A 17831-nucleotide genomic window follows, 5' to 3' on the forward strand; every position below is an offset into this window, starting at 1 on the left:
ACGGCACGCGGCGGCCGCGTGCAAGAAACAGGGAATGCGCGCGGAATTAACTGGAAACCCCCGGACTTGGCAAGGGCGGCCCGTAGCAATCGCTGTGGACTTATCGCGACAGGAAGGCCGCGACCTGTGCCGAGCGCAGCACCGTGCGTGTTACCCCGCCGAACAGCAGCTGGCGCAGCCAGGAGTGGCTGTAGGCGCCAAGCACCAGCAGATCGGCGCCGGTCTCGGTGATCCTGTTCTGGATCATGTCGTCGACCGAGGTGCCGCCCGATTTCTGCACCGAGACGCTGACGGTGGCGCCGTGGCGCGACAGGGCCGACGCGATTTCGGCGCCCGCGGCCTCCGGGCGTTCGTCGAGCGAATCGGGCGGATCGATGACCAGTATGTCGGTTTTCTCGGCCTCGATGATGAAAGGCAAGGCATCGAAGGCGGCGCGCGCGGCCTCCTTGCTGCCGTTCCAGGCAAGCAGCACCCGTTTGAAGGTGGTGACCAGCGGGCCCGCACTCGGCACCACCAGCACCGGCCGGCCAGCGTCGTAGACAAGCGTATCGACGTCCGCGCTCGGATCGCCGCCGGTCTCGCGTTGGGCGGCGATGATGAGATCGGCGGCGCGCACGCTTGAAATGCCGGTCAGTGCGCTGTCGCCGGAGAAGCTCTCCAGGCTGCGCCATTCGAAGGAAAGGCCGGAATCCTCGATCCGCTTCACGAAGACAGCCTCGAGTTTGTCGGCCCGCTCCCGGTTCATGTCGGCGGACACCTGCAGGAATTCCGTATCGGGAAAGCCCGTCGCCGACGTGTAGGGCACCGGGAGCGCCTCGGCATGGATGCCGATCAGATGGCTCTCGAAGCGGCTGGCAAGCGGAATGGCGCAGTCGAGCACCCGCTCGGCGTCCTGCTCGTTCTGCAGAATGGCAATGATGGTCTTGAAACGCATGATGACCCCTCAATCCCGCGAGTGGCGAGCCCGCGGCAGGGAAACGTTGTAGCGTCGTTCTTGGTTCCGGTTTGCAGCGGATCAGCTCGCCTTAGCCGCGAAGCCTGCCACCAAGGCCTCGACATCGGCGCGCGCGGCTTCAAGCGCCTCCGCGCTGCGGGCACGAACGACCAGTTCGGTCCAGAACTTGCCGTCGCCATATTTGGGATAGGAGCCGATGATCGTATCCGGATGGGCTTTCTGGATCTCGCCCAATGGCCCGCCGACAAGGCCCTCGCCGAACGGACAGTGCACCGTGGCCGACAGCATTTTGGTGCCGGCTCTCAAGGTCGGCACGACCTTGTCGAGCATGGCCTGGAAGATGGAGGGCACGCCGGCCATGACATGGACGTTGCCAATGCGGAATCCGGGCGCCACGGACACCGGGTTGTCGATATGGTCGGCGCCGCGAGGCATCCGCGCCATGCGCTTGCGCGCCTCCGTGTATTCGATGCCGCGCGCGGCATAGCTCGCCTCCAGCAGGGCATAGGCCTTGGCATCGTATTCGCAAGGCACACCGAATGCCTTGGCGATCGAATCGGCTGTGATGTCGTCATGCGTCGGGCCGATGCCGCCGGTGGTGAAGACATAGGTATAGCGTGCGCGCACGGCATTCACCGCCGCGACGATCTCGTCTTCCTCGTCGGGAACAATGCGCACCTCCTTCAGGTCGATGCCAATTGCCGTCATGATATCGGCGAGATGGCCGATGTTCTTGTCCTTGGTGCGGCCGGACAGAATCTCATCGCCGATGACGAGCATGGCGGCAGTGACGATTTCAGGCATGGAAGGCTCCGGAAGGACGGGTCGCCTGAAATAGCGCGGCGGATGGGCGGCGGCAATGGCCGTCCAAAGGCGAACGATATCACCTGCATTGCAGTACCCGGCGCGCTTGAGCAGGGTGGGAACAAGCCCTTCCAGATTATCCTCGGTCCCGGAGAGCGACGAAGGCCGAGGTGGTCGGCGGCCTTGGCCACATGCCGCAAACCATCGCGCCCGAACAGGTCACATCCTTCGAGCGCATGGCGGCACACGCTTTGCCAACCCGGCATCACCGCCACTTCACGAGAATTTCAGGGAACCACGCGGCTGACGGTCAGGTTTACGCCGTGTCGCATCCCAAGGCGGCCAAGATCAAGATACGGAGAAAAATCAATGTACAGGAAACTTTTCGCAGCATCCTTCCTGACCATCGGTCTCGCCACATCGGCGATGGCCCAATCGTCGGACGCTACCTATTCCAACCATCACTATTGGTGGCTGTTCGGCAATGAGGATTCCTCTGCCGTCGACCAGAGCACCACTGGCAGCATCAACGCCGACGGCTCCCGATTGAGCACTCTTGGCAATCCCGGCCCGGCCGGACCTTGTGCCTCAAGCACGCCAGGCCCTGATGCGAACGCGCAGGGCAACGTCAACGATCAGTATTGCGGTAAATAAATAGGCCAGCCGCGTATTGCCTGCCGCGGGACGCCGTCTCTCCTGGCGTCCGCGGCTGGCGGAGGGCTGGATCAATCCGAGATTTCAGTCTGAGGCCGATCGCGACCGTCGGCCAGTTCCTCGTGCCATTTGCCCTCGGCGTCCTCGTACTGGATGCCATCTGTGGAACCCGCCACCTGTTGTTCGGCCGAAGCGATCTCGGCGGCGCGCAATGCATCCTGATGGGTGGGAAATGTCTCCGAGAAGGTCGCACCGACCTTGTAGGCCCAGCCACCGTCATGCTCGACGATCTTGTAAGTCAGCTTCGCCATCTAAACCTCCAGTTAAAGGTCCGCCTGCTCAATGCAGCCGGTCATCGGGCAGCCGGTCGTCGGGCAGCCGGTCGTCGGGCAGCCGGTCGTCGGGCAGCTTGTCGTCGGGCACCAGCACTTCCGATTCCCTGGCGGCCTCGATCAGTGCCCGGCGCGCCTCCGCTGTCGAACGATAACCTTCCAGCACTTTGAGGCAAGTGTCGAGGGCATCACGATGACGAGGCCCGCGATTGAGCGGCCACACCGTCATCAGGCACTCGGCCGCCTCCTGGGTCGAGCGGATATGGCGATATTTGCCGACATGGCCAAGCTCGACCACGACCGGCGTTTCAAAGGGTTTGTTGTCCATCATCATGGCCGCAACGCAAAGCAGCCAATTTGGTTGCAAAAGTGGCCTTCGGCCTGCGCCCAAAGGTCGCGACGCCCTTGGGCAGCGCGCCGGTACCGGGAGAATGGGCGATCAGCCGGCGGCCTTCATCCAATGTTCCATCGTCGTCACCGAGCGGGCGAGTTGCGGCGCCGGATGAATCTTTTCGCTGAACGTGGCGGCCGCACGCCATCCCCAGCGCGGATCGGCGAGGAAGGCTCGCGCCAGGGCCACCATGTCGGCGCGACCCTCCGCGATAACAGCCTCGGCCTGTTTCGGGTCGTCGATCAGGCCGACCGCCCGGGTCGGGATGCCCGCGCCCTTGCGCACGGCTTCGGCCAGATGCACCTGATAGCCGGGGCCGGTGGGCAATTTCTGCAATGGCGAATTGCCGCCGCTCGAGCAGCAGAGATAGGCGACGCCTTCGGCCTTCAGCGCTTTCGCCACCTCGACCGCGTCCGCGACGTCAAAGCCGCCATCGACCCAGTCCTTCACCGACAGCCGTGCGCCGAGCATCAGTTTCGGTGCGGCTTTCTTCACCGCCCTGGCGATCTCGACGACGAGACGCATCCGGTTTTCCAGCGAGCCACCCCAGCGATCCGTGCGCTGGTTGGACAGCGGCGACAGGAACTGGAAGATGAGGTAGCCATGCGCCGCATGCAGTTCGATGAAGTCGAAGCCGGCACGGTCGGCCCGCCTTGCGGCGTCCGCGAACCGCTCGACGAGCTGCAGGATTTCCTCGTCGTCCAGGGCGCGCGGCACGTTCCAGCCGGTGTCGTAGGCGATGGCCGAGGCCGAGACGGTCTGCCAGGGATCCTCGTTTGGCTGCAACGGGCCGCCGCCTTCCCAGGGTTTGCGGTTCGAGGCCTTGCGGCCGGCATGCGCCAGCTGCGTGCCGAATTTGGTGCCGGGTGCGGCCACGCGCTTGGCCGCATCCAGCGCGCGTCGCGCGGCGGCTTCATTGTCTTCGGAGTAGAGGCCGAGACAGCCATGGCTGATGCGTCCGCGCCGCTCGACATCGGTCATCTCCACCGTGACCATGCCGGCACCGGACATGGCAAGGTTCATCCAGTGGTAAAGATGCCAGTCGCTGGCCGAGCCGTCCTCGGCGGAATACTGGCACATCGGCGCCACGGCGATGCGGTTGGGGAAGGTGAGCCCATCGAGGGTGATCGGCTGGAAAAGCGATGTCGTCATGGAAAAACTCCGAGAAGGGGAATGCGCTATCTAGGCGACGGCACCCGTCCATACCACACACGAGACGGTGAAGCGCGCTGGACCAATCGCTGGCCCGATTGCGCCTGTTCCGGTTCGCGGCTACGCCTGCGTCCGCCAGCCAGCATCGAGGTGTCATATGGAAGACCGCGTTCGTATCCGCTCGGAAGAGGTTCTCTCCGACGACTGGGCGGTCCTGAAAAAGACCGTGCTCGACTATCGCCGGCGCGACGGCCAATGGGAGACGCAGGTCCGCCAGACCTATGATCGCGGCGACGGCGCGGTGATCCTGCCCTATGACCCCCAGCGCTCGACCGTGCTTCTGGTGCGACAATTCCGCTATCCCGCTTACGTCACCGGCCACCGCGAGCCGCTGATCGAGGCCTGCGCCGGCCTGCTGGACGAAAACGATCCGGAAACCGCCATCCGCAAGGAAGCCGAGGAAGAACTGGGTTACCGGTTGAAGTACATCGAGCGGCTGTTCTCGCCCTATATGAGCCCAGGCAGCGTCACCGAGCGGCTCTGGTTCTTCGTCGCGCGCTACTCGCCCGCCGACCGCATCTCGGCCGGCGGCGGCGCTCCGGAGGAGGGCGAGGACATCGAGGTCCTGGATATGCCGCTCGACGAAGCGCTGGCCGGCATCGCCGATGGCCGCATTGTCGACGCCAAGACCATCATCCTGATCCAGCATTTGAAGCTGAACCCAGTGACGGCTTGATCAGAGACCGAGCGATCTCAATTCAGCTCGCGTGACCCAACAGTCGGGTGGTGGCCGCGTCACGATGATGTTCGGAATTAACGCGATCGACGCCTTCGACGGTGATGGCGAACGTGCCGTTTTCCGTCCTGGCTATCCAGTCCTTCGCTTTCAGATACCAGAGGTGAAACTCGAGGTGCTCTTGCGGACAGCCTGACATTCGTTCGAGTTCTTCGTCGCCAATACCGGGATGGTTGACGTCCTGTCGGCGTTTTACATACAGCAGTGACAGCACTTTAGCTTGAATGACGGAATCTCGATCGAAGCCCTTTGTATTGCTCGCCTCATCGGTCAGCTCGGCCCGGTGGTTCAAATGGGCCTTGTACTGAATGTCGTACTGCGCACGCTTGACCGGATCCTTGAGCGTGTTGTGAGCCTCAAGAATATCGCTGAAGCGTGACTCGTTGCCGGTGACTTGGTTGTCGGGGTGGTAGCGCATGGCAAAATGACGAAAAATGCGTTCTATTGTTTCCGAATTGGCATTCGGACTGATTTCCAGCATTTCGTAGAAATCGATGAACATACCTGGCTTCCCCATCCCATTTTCGGCCGTTTCTGTCTCACCGTCAGGTGACAATTTTGGCGACGACCATAGAGTATATATTTCACGATTTACTAATGTGCCGAGCGTACAAAGGGACAGATACAGGAATTAAGCGAAAAAATCAGACCTTTGCGTCCTGAGCTGCAGACCTTGGTCTGGTAGCATTTCGCTCATCGGAGGCGGCTTGCCATGACCGATAAACCTTCTGAACCTCTAGTAGAGCGTCGGACGCACTTACGCGAGGTGGTTTTGAAGGAGGCGTTCATAATCACGCAGAATGGCGAAATAGGCTGCGCCGTCAGAAACCAGCATGAGCACGGCGCCGAGCTGCGTGTCGCTGCGGGGGTTGAAGTGCCAAATACCTTCCGGCTGCGCGTGCCTTTGGACGGTGCGAATTATCGAGCGGAAGTGCGCTGGAGAAAAGGCGAGCGACTGGGCATCCAGATCCACAGCAATTTCTCGCTTAAGGTCACCTAACAGGCGGTAAGCCGATTGATATGAGCGCACACCCAGCACTGCGTTGGGGTGGCTTTCGTCGTATCGCATCCCGGCCTCATCGCATAATCCTGACTTTGTCACCAATCGCTTGCCTACATATTAGAGCAAGCGCATATTATGCCTTGGGGACTAGGGCGGGGAATTAAGAATGTGCAGCACCTGTGATGGTACAGCGGTCGACCGGAGAGATTTCCTCAAAGTCGCCGCGGGGCTCGTTGCGTTCGGCGTTGGTGGCGCCACATGGTCGGCGCGCGCGGCCCAAGGTGCCGTGACCTCGCTGAGCCCCGATGAAGCGCTCGCCGCACTGAAATCCGGCAACGAAAGCTACGTCAGTCACCCGGAACTCTGCTCGATAGACCTTGCCGCGCAGCGGAATGCTGTCGCCGCACACCAGGCGCCCTGGGCCACGATCATCAGTTGCGCCGACAGTCGCGTTCCGCCTGAACTGATCTTCGGCGGTCACGGCGTTGGAGAACTGTTCGTCGCCCGGAATGCTGGCAACCTCGTCGACACTGCCACGCTCGGTACGGTCGAGTACGGGGCAGCGGTGCTTGGTTCACCCTTGATCGTCGTTCTGGCGCACACAAACTGCGGCGCCGTCAAGGCGGCGTGCGACGTGGTGACCAAGAACGCGACCTATCCTGGTGCGATCGGCCCAATGATCGAACCGATCCTGCCCGCGGCGATAGCAGTGCGGAGCGAAGCGGGTGATTTCGTCGACAACACCGCCAAGGAAAGCGCGCGGAGGACCGCGAGGCGCCTGGCCGCCTCGAGCAAGGTGCTGGCCGGCCTCATCAAGGCGGGGAAGCTGAAGATAGTCGCGGCAATCTATGATTTGCCAACGGGTGCGGTGACTTACGTCGAATGACACACCCGTCGTCGAGATCGAAGGCTCTGGGGGCCTCGATGCGTCGGCGTCTGGCTTGGCTGGCTTTGGCAGGCTCATTATTGAGCGGTTGCGCGACAAACGATGTCGAGCCGATCAACACCCATTTGACACAGGTCGGGCCGGGCTCGCCGGCGTTCATCCCGGATGCTGCCGACGACGGCTCGACCGTGGTCGCTCTGTCGTTCTCCGGTGGCGGGACGCGCGCCGCCGCCTTCGCTTATGGCGTGCTGAGGGCGCTCGACGACGTGACCATCGACAGTGGCCGGCGTGCCCATACGCTGATCGATGATGTGCGTGTCGTCGGTGGTGTTTCGGGCGGGGCAGTGACGGCTGCTTATCTCGGCTACAAGGGCCACGGCTACCGTGACCTGCGAGAGCGCTTCCTGATCCAGAATGCCGAGAGTTCGTTGCATACGGCAAGGCTCGCGCCGGCCAATCTGGCGCGGCTTTGGCGTGGTGGCGTCAACGACCGCGGCACCTTTGCCGCCTGGCTGAATAGAAACCTTTTCGACGGCGCCACCTATAGCGCCTTCAAGCGCCCCGGAGCGCCGCTTGTCTGGATCCATGCTTCCGATATCTACAACGCAACCGCCTTCGGCTTCACATATGACCGGTTCGCGGCGATTTGCAGCGATCTCGACAGGCTGCGCATCGCTGATGCAGTGGCGGCCTCAGCCGCGTTTCCGCTGGTATTCGCCCCTATGGTCATCTCGACGACCACGCCGCAAACCAAATGCAACTACAAGCAGCCGGCCTGGATCAAGCATGGGCTGCAGGATGCTGAAGCGCCGGTGCGGGTCAAAGCGGCGGCCCGGGCCATGGACTCCTATCAGAACAACGACCGCGTCAACTATATCAAGCTCCTCGATGGCGGTCTGACCGACAATATCGCCGTGGTCGGCTTCGCCGAATCCATCGACACCGCAGAGGACGCCCACAGTCCGCTGTCGCCACAAGCGGCGATCAGGATGCGCACCCTGATCATGATCGTGGCGGACGCCGGGCGACGGACCGAACCGAAGTGGGTCGAGGTCAAGCAGGGCCCAGGTCTGGTCGACATGATCGATGCTACCACGGGAACCTCGATATCGTCCTCGGTGCGTGATGAATTCGATGCCCTGAAGCTGGCGTTCCGGCTGTGGCGCCAGAAGCTGGTCAGGTATCGCTGCGGCCTCCCGACAGTCACGGTGGCGCGCTACCGCGGCAGCCTTGCCGGCTGGGACTGCCGCGACGTGAGGATGGCGGTGGAATTGGTCTCGTTTGGCGATCTGCCCCCGGCCGATCTGACCGCGCTGAACGCTATTCCGACCCGGCTTAGGCTGACGCCGGAACAGGTCGACAGAACCATCTCGGCCGGCCGCGAGGCGGTGCGCGTCAACCCGCGCCTGCGGCAGGCGTTCGGCAGGGCGCAAGGACGCGCCGGAATCGTAATGGCGGTCATCAACTGACGACCTCCATTGCCAATCGGAATGAGCGGCATGCGCGAAGCTTTCATCGCAATGGTAATCTTCCTATGCCTGACGGTGGCCGCGCTCGCCAGCACGGCGATATGGCCAAAATTGTCTGCCAAACATCGCGACGACGACACGAACACCGTGGTTCGGCACGCCGCGAACCTGTTCGGGGTCATGACCTCGCTGATGCTCGGCCTGATGATCAACTCGGCCAGGAACACCTTCGAATCGATCGACCGCAACGTGCACGCCTATGCGACCGAATTGATTCTTCTCGACAGGACCTTGCGCCAATATGGCCCGCAAACCGACACGGTACGCCAGCCGCTGGTCGTCTATGTGCAGCGCGTGGCGGGTGATTCTTCGCCCACCGGCGAGACGCTGATCGCCGCCAACCGGCTCTCTGAACAGTTGCTGGCGGAAATCGGCACCCGGCTGAGTGCGCTGGCGCCGGCCGACGATGCGCATGGCTTCGTTGTGCAGGACGCCCGCCAGCATCTGCAGAAAGTGCTGGAGTTGCGCTGGGTGCTGATCGAGCAGTCGGAGGGCACGATCCCGGTGCCTCTGATCACGCTCCTGGTTACCTGGCTGGTGCTGATCTTCGCCAGCTTCGGCTTCAGGGCGCCACGCAATACGATCACCATTTCGACCTACGCGGTATCGGCGGCTTTGGTTGCCGGGGCGATCTACCTGATCTTCGACATGGACGTGGCTTTTTCCGGCCCGATCCAGATTTCAATGGCCCCGATGGAGAGGGCGCTGTCCGAGTTACAGCAGTGACCCGCAGTGGCCACGCCGGCTAAATGACGTTGCTGCGGTTCAACAGAGAAAATCCAAACAAATTTGAAGACCTTTCTGGCGCGGACAACGGGAACCGAACCCGCACGATCAGAGATCGGGGACTTTAAGTCTGTTTTTCGGCGAGGCCTCCCGCTCAATGACCCGGACAATCAAGTGCGCCAGCACGCCCCATGCTCTTTGCAAAATCCCGTACCACGCGTACATGTGCGGGCACTGCGGGCGTGGTGAAATTGGTATACACACCGGACTTAAAATCCGGAGGCCTCGGCCATGCGGGTTCAAGTCCCGCCGCCCGCACCATGCTACCCATGAGATCGAACGCATCACGGCACGACGGCAATCTAGGATGTCTAGAGTTGGCAACGGCAAAAACTAAGGTTGAAAGCCGTCGCAACTCAGGAAGTGCAGAGGCAAGGTAGGCTGCCAAGGTAAACAACTCAAACGTTGCCGTGGACGCGAGGGACATTCTAAGTCCCTTGCGTCTTACCAATTCCACCACGTCCGCAGGCCAGCCCTCTTCAGATGCCACAGCCCGTCAAGTCGTGTCCTACTGTGGCCGAACGCGCAACCCAGAGGAGGTGGCATAACGATACTGGCGCGATCGCGGAATTATCCGCGCCGCGGACATCGGTAAATATCTGCGTGGCGGATCTGATCCGCCTAAGGCCGGCGCCTCTCAGGCCAACCCATCCCCCCGCCCACTTGGGGGCGCCGGCCGCCCCCTTCCAGCAAATAACCGCGGCCTTTGTAAGCCAGGGCCATAAACGTCACCCAAGGACTACGTTCAGAAGTCATCCGGGAACTACGTTCAGAATTTGTAGCTGAGATTGATGCCGACCGTGTTCAGTTTCACGCTCTGATCGCGATCGTTGAAGGGGGCTGGCGCCTCGTGGTTCTCTGAGCCGAAGTCATAGTAGCGATATTGCGCGCCGACGACGAACTTGTCGGTCAGCGCGTAGTCGACTCCTGCGCCGACGGTCCAGCCGACATTTGTGCCGGTGTTGTCAAACCCTGGCCCCGAGCTCTGCGACGTCTCGATGCCGGCAAAGGCAATGCCGCCGATGCCATAGACCAGCAGGCGGTCCATGGCGAAGCCGGCCTTGGCGTTGACCGACCCGAACCACTTCATGTCGGCGCCGAATGTATCTCCCAGGCCCGATTGCGCCGTGCCGTCGACCGAGGAATAGTTGAGGTCCGCCTCGGCGCCCAGCACTGCCTGATCGAACTGCCAGAGGCCTGCGACATGGCCGCCGACGAACCCGCCGTCGACGTCCGGCGTGATGGAAAATGGCGCGCCTTCCGTCGTGGTGATCTCGGAGCGGCCCCAGCCATATCCTGCCTGCAGGCCCGCATAGTAGCCGGTCCAGTCGAACCCAGGCGCGGTCATCGGCACATCGAATGTCGCGTCGGCGGCAAATGCCGGCACGGACAGGGCAAGAAGACCGGCACTCGCGACCATCAGGCGATGCATCGAACTCCCCGAGAAGAGTCAAAGATCTTGGTCGGAGCCTAGCCGGATTTGCGGCAAAACGGAATCGGATTTCTGCAAAGGTGGTTAGCGTCCTCGCGGGTCTCGAGGAGTTGGCGGGTAGCGTCCCGCCGCGATTGCGGTGGCGCGCGCCTCGTGCGAAACAGACCGCCATCGTGAGAGGATCCTCCATGCGCATCTTGTTCCGCTTGGTCGCGGCCGTCGCGACGGTGCTGGTCGGTCAGACCGCGGTGGCCGAACCATTGACGCTCATCATTGCCAGAGCCGTGGCCGTTCCCGATTCTGTCTCGGGGCAGGCCATGCTTAGCCTGAAACTCACTCCCGACAGCGGCAAAGCCTTTGCCAGGTTTACGGGGGCAAATGTCGGCAAGATTGTCGATCTCAGCATCGACGGCGCCGTGATGATGTCGCCGCGCATCGTGGAGCCGATACGCGGCGGCGAGATCATGGTCAGCGGCACATTCAAGCCGGGCGAGGTCGAGCGTATCGCCGAGCGGATTTCAGCCGGCGACGCCAAGGTCGAAGTCGACGTGAAATCCGAGTAATCCGGCAATCTCCAGGCAAATCCATTCTTCCTCGCTGGCCAAAACGCCGTCGGCTTGGCACAGTCGGACAAACAGGAGCCTTTGATGATCAGGAAGCCGCCCGTCCGCGCGACAAAACCCAAACCGTGGACCGAAATGGCGACCGATCTGGTCGACGTCGCGATGGGCCGCAAACCCGCCGATCTGGTGATCCGCAATGGGCGCTGGGTGAACGTCCATTCGGGCGAGATCATCGCCGGCACCGACATCGCCATATCAGGCGGCCGCTTCGCCTATTGCGGGCCGAATGCCAGCCACACGATCGGGCAGGGCACCAAGGTGGCCGACGCCGGCGGGCGCTACCTCGTGCCCGGCCTATGCGACGCGCACATGCATGTCGAGAGCGGCATGGTGACGGTCACCGAATTCTGCCGCGCCGTCATCCCGCACGGCACCACCTCGATGTTCATCGATCCGCACGAAATCGCCAATGTGCTGGGCCTGCCAGGCGTGCGGCTGATGCATGACGAGGCGGTGGCCATGCCCATTAACGTGCATGTTCAGATGCCGTCCTGCGTGCCGTCGGCACCGGGGCTGGAGCATGCCGGCGCCGAGCTGACCGTTGCCGACGTTGCCGAGGCAATGACTTGGGACAACATCATCGGACTTGGCGAGGTGATGAATTTTCCAGGCGTCGCCGCCAATGATCCTGTCATGTCGGGCGAGATCGCCGCGACGGTTCGTGCAGGCAAGACGGTTGGCGGCCACTATGCCTCGCGCGACCTTGGCTTGCCGTTCCACGGCTATGTCGCCGGCGGACCCGAGGACGATCACGAAGGCACGCGTGCCGAGGACGCCATCGCCCGCGTGCGCCAGGGCATGAAGGCGATGCTGCGGCTGGGCTCGGCCTGGTATGACGTTGCTTCCCAGATCAAGGCGGTGACGGAGAGCGGCATCGATCCGCGCAATTTCATCCTGTGCACCGACGACAGCCACTCCGGCACGCTTGTCCAGGAAGGCCACATGGACCGAGTGGTGCGCCACGCCATCCAACAGGGGCTGAAGCCGGTGACCGCGATCCAGATGGCAACGCTCAACACCGCTCAGCATTTCAAACTGGAACGCGAGATCGGTTCGATCGCGCCGGGCCGGTTGGCCGACCTGCTGGTCGTTTCCGATCTCACCGCAATGAGCATCGACGAGGTCTATGCGCGCGGCGTCAGGCTGGCCAAGGGCGGCAAGCTCGACATCGATATCCCGGCCTACGACTATCCGGAGACGGCGAAGAACACCGTCAATTTGGGCAAGAAACTCAAGGCCGGTGATTTCGATATCGCGGCACCCAAGGGCGCCAACGAAGTGCGGGTGCGGGTGATCGGCGTCATCGAGAACCAGGCACCCACGCGGGCGCTGGAGGCCGATCTGCCGGTCGAGGATGGGCTGGTCGCGATGGATCGCCGCAACGATGTCTGCCAGATCGCGCTGGTCGAGCGACACAGGGGCACGGGTGGCGTCACCAATGCCTTCGTCTCCGGTTTCGGTTACATGGCCGACTGCGCCATGGCCTCCAGCGTCGCCCATGACGCCCATCACATCATTTGTGTTGGCACCAACAAGCAGGACATGGCGCTGGCCGTGAACCGGCTGGGTGAAGTCGGCGGCGGCGTCGTGCTGTTCTCCAGGGGCAAGGAACTGGCGCTGGTCGAAATGCCGATCGCCGGGCTGATGTCCGACGAGCGGGCCGAGATCGTCGCCGCCAAGGCTGAGAAACTGACCGAGGCAATGCGCGAGATGGGCTGTTCTCTGAACAACGCCTACATGCAGCACTCGCTGCTGGCGCTGGTCGTCATTCCCGAGCTCAGGATTTCCGACGTCGGGCTGATCGACGTGACGACGTTCCAGAAAGTCGATCTGTTCGTCTGAGACCAGTCGTCCGCTCGTGGCTGCTCAGCCGCCGGTGGCGATGGTCAGCACCTTGAACGGCGTCGTGATGATGACTTCTGCGGCGGAGCCGACGACCTTTCCCAGGCCCTGGCCGATATTGGCGAGCTGTGCCGGATTCTCGTCCGCGGCGAGCCCGGCCGGCGTGCGCAGCCGGTCGCCCAGCAATTGCACTAGGAACGGGTTGTCGGCGAACTTCGCGTGGTTGAGGCCGCCGTCACCGCCTTTCGTTTTGGTCAGATCGACCACCGACACGCCATAGGAGGCGAGATCGGCGGCATCGCCATAGTCGCCGACGCGCGGTTTGTCGCCGGAGATGAACGAGGACAATTTGAGCGCCCGGTCGTCGCCCGAAAGCAGCACGGCGAACGGCTTGTCGGGTTTGCCATAACGGATCATCTGCTTCTTGAACACGTCGACATCAATATCCGGTGAGGCAAGGATGACATAACCCAGCTTGCCGCCGAGATCGCGGTCGCCGGTGATGGCAAGTTGGCGCAGCGCCTCCATCGTCAGCCAGGTTCCCATCGAATGGGCGATGATGTCGATGCTCTTGACGCGCGTCTTGGCGAGCATCCTGAGCGTTGCCTCGAGATCGTCACGGGCGGCGGTGGAACTGTCCTTGTCGTAGATGTAGCCCGTCGTCTTGGCGCTCGACGCCCATGAGAACAGCACCGGCGTGCCCGGATATTTGGTGTCGTGGGCGATCTGCGTCAGCCGGTAGATGCCGTCGTCGAAACCATTGTTGAAGCCATGCACGAAAACCAGCGCCCGGTCGCCGCGCATGGCGATGTCGGCGCCGACCGCCTTGGCGAATTGCGGCGCGCCTTCGTAGAAGGTGACATCCGTGGCCGCAAAATCCTTGGTCGGATTGCTGTTGGCGGAACCCTTGGCGCGCTCGATGTTACCGACCTGATGGCTCTTCGGAACCGTGACATCGACCCGCGCGAAACTGGTGGTCAGGGAACGGTCACCGTCGAAGACCTGTCGCGGGTCCTTCACCGCTTTCTGGCGGGTGGAGGCGACAAATATCTCATGGGTGGCCGCAATATCGGATGCCGGTACGGTGACCGTCGTCTTGTTGAGCAGATCATGCGTGTTTCCGGCGCAGCCAGCGACCAGCAGCGCGACCGCGACGACACCGAAACTCTTCAAGCGCAAGGCCACGCGTCGGCTCCCGCATAGGGGGACGTCAAACGCATGACGTCGCTCGATACTCCGATAAGGCCACAGGCGGGCGCGGTCCAGTTCAAAGTGGGTCAATCGTTCGGCGATGCTGAACAGGCACGGCGAAATCCGCTGCGCCGCATTTTACTGTCCAAGCAGGCTGATGCGGTCGGTCACGTCCCGGTCACTGGCGAAACCATCGTCCTCGCGCAGCCGCTGGCCGATCATCTTCACCAGTGCCGGATTGTCGGCGAATTTCGTGTGGTTGAAGCTGTCGCTGCCCTTGACCTTGGAGAGATCGACGACCGTCACGCCATAGGAGGCAAGGTCGGCGGCATCCTTGTAGTCGCCGACGCGTGGGCGCGAGCCGGCGATCAGGCCGGACAGTCTCAGCGCGCGATCGTCATCCGACAACAGCAGGATGAACGGCTTGTCGGGCTTGCCATAGCGGCGCATCTGGCTCTTGAACACATCGACGTCGATGTCGGGAGAGGCGAGCACCACATCGCCGAGCTTACCGCCGAGGTCGCGGTCGCCGGTGATGGCGAGCTGACGCAGTGTCTCCATCGTCACCCAGGTTCCCATCGAATGGGCGACGATGTCGATGCGCCGCGCGCCGCTCTGCGCCAGCATGCGCAACGTCACTTCGAGCTGGTCCCGGGCGGCACTGGCACTTTCCTTGTCATAGACATAGTCGGTGGTCTTGGCTCCCGAGGCCCACGAGAACAGCACCGGCGTTCCCGGATAACCGGAATCGTGGACGATCTGGGTCAAGCGATAGACGGCATCGTCGAAGCCGGTGTTGTAGCCGTGGACGAAGACCATGACGCGGCCGCCGCGTGCCGCTATGTCGGCGCTGATCGCGCTGGCGAATTTCGGCTGCGTGTCGTAGCCGACGACTTCGGAAGCCATGAAATACTTGGCCGGATCGTTCGATTTGCCGCGCGAGCGCCGCTCGATCTGGCCCGTCTGGTGGAGACCGGGAACGGTGACGTTGACCCGGGCGTAGTTCAGCGTCGCCGAGCGTTCGCCGTCGAAAACCTTGTTTGGATCGTCGGAGGGCTTGCGGGTCGTGGCAATGAAGATCGAGTGGTTGCCCGCGATTTCCGTCACCGGCGCGGACATGACCGCGCTGCCGAGCAGTTCCTCGGTTTTGCGGCCGCCGCAGCCCGCCATCAGCAGCGTCAGCGCAAGAATGCAAATCGTCTTCAAATGCACGTCAAAAATTCCACTCGAGCCCAAAAAGGGCCATCCACCCTCCGCGATATCTCCCCAGCAGGCGAAGTGCGGCGGAAGTAAGTCGTGTCCAGCCAAAATGCGGTCGGCGCCGCGCGACGGCAGGCGCAGTGTTGCCCGAAAGCCAAAGCGGGCAGCAACGCCACAACGTCGCGCAAGACCGGCACCTGCAACTCGGCCGGGTGTCGAACTTCGGCGTCCATCAATGCGCGACCCCGCGCGACGGAGAAGCATGAACAAACATCCCCAAGTGCTTGCTAGTATTTCGGGAAGCCGCCGTTGCGGTTACAGGCCTGACGGGGCAATGGTCTTGCCGGGCCGGATGTGTAATAGGGTTGTCGTCTAACTCGCCCGCGGGCGATCCCGGGATGATCTTGCCATGACCAGCTTTTCCTCGCGCGTCGCCGTCGCCGCCTCCGCGATCCGCCAGGTCTTCCCGGAAACGCCGCTGCAGGAAAATGACTATCTGTCGAAAAAGACCGGCGCGCGCGTGCTGCTGAAGCGCGAGGATTTGAGCCCCGTGCGCTCCTACAAGAGTCCGTGGCGCCTTCAACTTCTTCCGCAAGGCGCTTGGCGAAGGCAACCAGGCCGAGCTGTTTGTGTGTGCGTCCGCCGGTAACCACGCGCAGGGCTTCGCCTTCGTCTGCCGCCATTTCGGCAAGAAAGGCGTGGTGTTCATGCCGGTGACGACGCCCCAGCAGAAGATCGACAAGACCAGGCTGTTTGGCGGCGATTTCGTCGAGATCAGGCTGGTCGGCGATTTCTTCGACGACTGCTACCGCGCCGCCTTCGAATTCACCGAAAGATCCGGTGCCCACATGGTGCCGCCCTTCGATCACAAGGATATCATCGAGGGCCAGGCGACGGTCGCCTATGAGATCGTGGACCAGATGCCGGGCGGGCGCGTGCCCGACATCGTCATGCTGCCGGTGGGTGGCGGCGGGCTCGCAGCCGGGGTGACGCACTATTTCGCCGATCAGGGCCGCGAGGCGCGTTTCGTCTTCTGCGAGCCGGCTGGCGCGCCGAGCCTGCGCGAGAGCCTAGCTGCGGGAAAACGGCTGAAGCTCGCCAAGGTCGACAACTTCGTCGACGGCGCGGCGGTCGCCGAGATCGGCCGCGAACCTTTGCGACATCTCAAGGAGTTTGCCGCCGACAGCGTGCGGCTCATCCCGGAAAACCGGCTCTGCGCGACCATGATCGAGATGCTCAACATCGAAGGCGTGGTCCTGGAACCCGCCGGCGCGCTGGCGATCGACGCGCTGAAGGATTTTTCCAGGAAGGAGATCAGGGGCAAGACCATCGTCGCCGTGGTGTCCGGGGGCAATTTCGATTTCGAGCGGCTGCCGGACGTCAAGGAACGGGCGCTGCGCTTCGAGGGCCTGAAGAAATACTTCATCATCCGCTTTCCGCAGCGGCCGGGCGCGCTGCGTGACTTCCTCGACATGCTGGGTCCGGATGACGACATCGCCCGCTTCGAATATCTGAAGAAGTCGGCGCGCAATTTCGGCTCGGTGCTGATCGGTATCGAAACCAAGGATCGGCGCAATTTCGATCTCCTCGAGGCAAATTTCGAGGCCGGGGGCGTCCAGTATCAGGACATCACCGAAAACGAGACATTGGCCGGGTTCATCATATGAGCGGAAAGATCTTCATCGCCCTGTTTTCCGGCATCAATGTCGGCGGCAATCGCATCGTCAAGATGGCGGAGTTGCGGGCCTTCTTCGAGGATCTCGGCTTTTCCGATGTCGCCACCTATGTTCAGAGCGGCAATGTCGTGTTCCGGGCCGACAAGGGTGACGCGGCCGCGCTGACCAAACGGATCGAGGCAGCTTTCGAGACAAAATGGGGTTTCCATTCGCGCATCATGGTGCGCGATTTCGAATGGTTCGAAAGGCTCGTGCGCGAAAATCCGTATCCGGAAGCTGCCGCCGACCACACAAAGCTCCACGCCTATGCGCTGGAGCGTGAGCCGACCGCCGACGAGGTGGCGCGGCTGGCGGAGAAGTGCACCGGTCCCGAGCGTTTCGAGGTCAAGGGCGATGTGCTCTACCTCAGCGCGCCGGACGGGCTCGGCAAATCGGTGTTCGCCAACCTCATTCCGCGCACGTTGAAAGTGCCGGGCACGGCACGCAATTGGCGTTCGGTGCTGGCGCTGCTGGAGATGGCGGGCAAGTCCGGCAGCGATTGATCCATGCGTCTCGCCGGAAATGCGCGGCGGCGACACG

18 protein-coding genes, 1 tRNA gene and 1 pseudogene are annotated in these 17831 nt (G+C 62.5%); 10 read left to right on the plus strand and 10 right to left on the minus strand.

Annotated features, from left to right (window positions below; all coding sequences use genetic code 11):
- Window positions 1-100 precede the first annotated feature (100 nt).
- Window positions 101-934, minus strand: a complete 834-nt coding sequence (locus X739_RS146980; RefSeq protein WP_023773126.1) for a universal stress protein — start codon at window positions 932-934, stop codon at window positions 101-103.
- 81 nt (window positions 935-1015) lie between these two features.
- A complete protein-coding gene (locus tag X739_RS146975) occupies window positions 1016-1759 on the minus strand; it encodes a competence/damage-inducible protein A (RefSeq protein WP_023773125.1) in 744 nt (247 codons plus the stop codon).
- 369 nt (window positions 1760-2128) lie between these two features.
- On the opposite strand from X739_RS146975, the gene X739_RS146970 reads away from it, so the two are divergent.
- On the plus strand, window positions 2129-2413 hold the full coding sequence (locus X739_RS146970) for a hypothetical protein (protein WP_023773124.1): 285 nt from the start codon (window positions 2129-2131) through the stop codon (window positions 2411-2413).
- A gap of 71 nt (window positions 2414-2484) precedes the next feature.
- Here X739_RS146970 and X739_RS146965 read toward each other — a convergent pair whose 3' ends face one another.
- From X739_RS146965 to X739_RS146960, 3 genes are all read right to left on the minus strand, one after another.
- Window positions 2485-2724 carry a DUF2188 domain-containing protein gene (locus tag X739_RS146965; RefSeq protein WP_015318080.1) on the minus strand — a complete coding sequence of 80 codons (240 nt, stop codon included), beginning with the start codon at window positions 2722-2724 and terminating at the stop codon, window positions 2485-2487.
- A 28-nt stretch (window positions 2725-2752) separates the two neighbouring features.
- Window positions 2753-3076, minus strand: a complete 324-nt coding sequence (locus X739_RS0134700) for a DUF982 domain-containing protein (RefSeq protein WP_051407654.1) — start codon at window positions 3074-3076, stop codon at window positions 2753-2755.
- Between the two features lie 108 nt (window positions 3077-3184).
- Window positions 3185-4288 (minus strand): NADH:flavin oxidoreductase/NADH oxidase, encoded by a 1104-nt coding sequence (locus X739_RS146960; protein ID WP_023773122.1) that lies wholly within the window; start codon window positions 4286-4288, stop codon window positions 3185-3187.
- 157 nt (window positions 4289-4445) lie between these two features.
- Between X739_RS146960 and X739_RS146955 the strand changes: the two genes are divergently transcribed.
- Window positions 4446-5024, plus strand: coding sequence for an NUDIX domain-containing protein (locus X739_RS146955; protein WP_023795120.1), 579 nt, complete (start codon window positions 4446-4448; stop codon window positions 5022-5024).
- Between the two features lie 22 nt (window positions 5025-5046).
- Here the strand turns inward: X739_RS146955 and X739_RS146950 are convergent, their stop codons facing one another.
- Together X739_RS146950 and X739_RS1000000171365 are read right to left on the minus strand one after the other, a co-directional pair.
- A complete protein-coding gene (locus X739_RS146950) occupies window positions 5047-5586 on the minus strand; it encodes a J domain-containing protein (protein ID WP_023773120.1) in 540 nt (179 codons plus the stop codon).
- Window positions 5587-5841: 255 nt separating this feature from the next.
- A complete protein-coding gene (locus X739_RS1000000171365) occupies window positions 5842-6153 on the minus strand; it encodes a hypothetical protein (protein WP_023795121.1) in 312 nt (103 codons plus the stop codon).
- Window positions 6154-6253: 100 nt separating this feature from the next.
- On the opposite strand from X739_RS1000000171365, the gene X739_RS146940 reads away from it, so the two are divergent.
- From X739_RS146940 to X739_RS146925, 4 genes are all read left to right on the plus strand, one after another.
- Window positions 6254-6973, plus strand: a complete 720-nt coding sequence (locus X739_RS146940; protein WP_023773118.1) for a carbonic anhydrase — start codon at window positions 6254-6256, stop codon at window positions 6971-6973.
- Window positions 6974-7011: 38 nt separating this feature from the next.
- Complete coding sequence (locus X739_RS146935) at window positions 7012-8442, plus strand: patatin-like phospholipase family protein (protein WP_023795122.1); 1431 nt, start codon at window positions 7012-7014, stop codon at window positions 8440-8442.
- Between the two features lie 30 nt (window positions 8443-8472).
- Window positions 8473-9228, plus strand: a complete 756-nt coding sequence (locus X739_RS146930) for a DUF4239 domain-containing protein (RefSeq protein WP_023783908.1) — start codon at window positions 8473-8475, stop codon at window positions 9226-9228.
- A gap of 236 nt (window positions 9229-9464) precedes the next feature.
- A tRNA-Leu gene (locus tag X739_RS146925) sits at window positions 9465-9549 on the plus strand.
- Window positions 9550-10057: 508 nt separating this feature from the next.
- Here X739_RS146925 and X739_RS146920 read toward each other — a convergent pair.
- Window positions 10058-10720 carry an outer membrane protein gene (locus tag X739_RS146920; RefSeq protein WP_023795123.1) on the minus strand — a complete coding sequence of 221 codons (663 nt, stop codon included), beginning with the start codon at window positions 10718-10720 and terminating at the stop codon, window positions 10058-10060.
- A 188-nt stretch (window positions 10721-10908) separates the two neighbouring features.
- Here X739_RS146920 and X739_RS146915 point away from each other — a divergent pair, with 188 nt between their 5' ends.
- Both X739_RS146915 and ade read left to right on the plus strand, forming a co-directional pair.
- Window positions 10909-11283, plus strand: a complete 375-nt coding sequence (locus X739_RS146915; protein WP_023773114.1) for a hypothetical protein — start codon at window positions 10909-10911, stop codon at window positions 11281-11283.
- 84 nt (window positions 11284-11367) lie between these two features.
- Window positions 11368-13185 carry an adenine deaminase gene (gene ade, locus X739_RS146910; RefSeq protein WP_023795124.1) on the plus strand — a complete coding sequence of 606 codons (1818 nt, stop codon included), beginning with the start codon at window positions 11368-11370 and terminating at the stop codon, window positions 13183-13185.
- Between the two features lie 24 nt (window positions 13186-13209).
- Here ade and X739_RS146905 read toward each other — a convergent pair whose 3' ends face one another.
- Both X739_RS146905 and X739_RS146900 read right to left on the minus strand, forming a co-directional pair.
- Window positions 13210-14370, minus strand: coding sequence for an alpha/beta hydrolase (locus X739_RS146905; RefSeq protein ID WP_023795125.1), 1161 nt, complete (start codon window positions 14368-14370; stop codon window positions 13210-13212).
- 144 nt (window positions 14371-14514) lie between these two features.
- Entirely contained in the window at window positions 14515-15546 is a 1032-nt protein-coding gene (locus X739_RS146900) for an alpha/beta hydrolase (protein WP_156939408.1), read from the minus strand.
- A gap of 439 nt (window positions 15547-15985) precedes the next feature.
- On the opposite strand from X739_RS146900, the pseudogene ilvA reads away from it, so the two are divergent.
- Window positions 15986-17243 (plus strand): annotated as a pseudogene (gene ilvA / locus X739_RS01000000166310) (threonine ammonia-lyase IlvA).
- Window positions 17240-17794 carry a DUF1697 domain-containing protein gene (locus X739_RS146895; protein WP_023773109.1) on the plus strand — a complete coding sequence of 185 codons (555 nt, stop codon included), beginning with the start codon at window positions 17240-17242 and terminating at the stop codon, window positions 17792-17794. The pseudogene ilvA and the gene X739_RS146895 overlap by 4 nt, the downstream one beginning before the upstream one ends.
- Window positions 17795-17831 lie beyond the last annotated feature (37 nt).

The organism is Mesorhizobium sp. LNHC209A00 (assembly GCF_000502915.1).
Classification (GTDB): Bacteria; Pseudomonadota; Alphaproteobacteria; order Rhizobiales; family Rhizobiaceae; genus Mesorhizobium.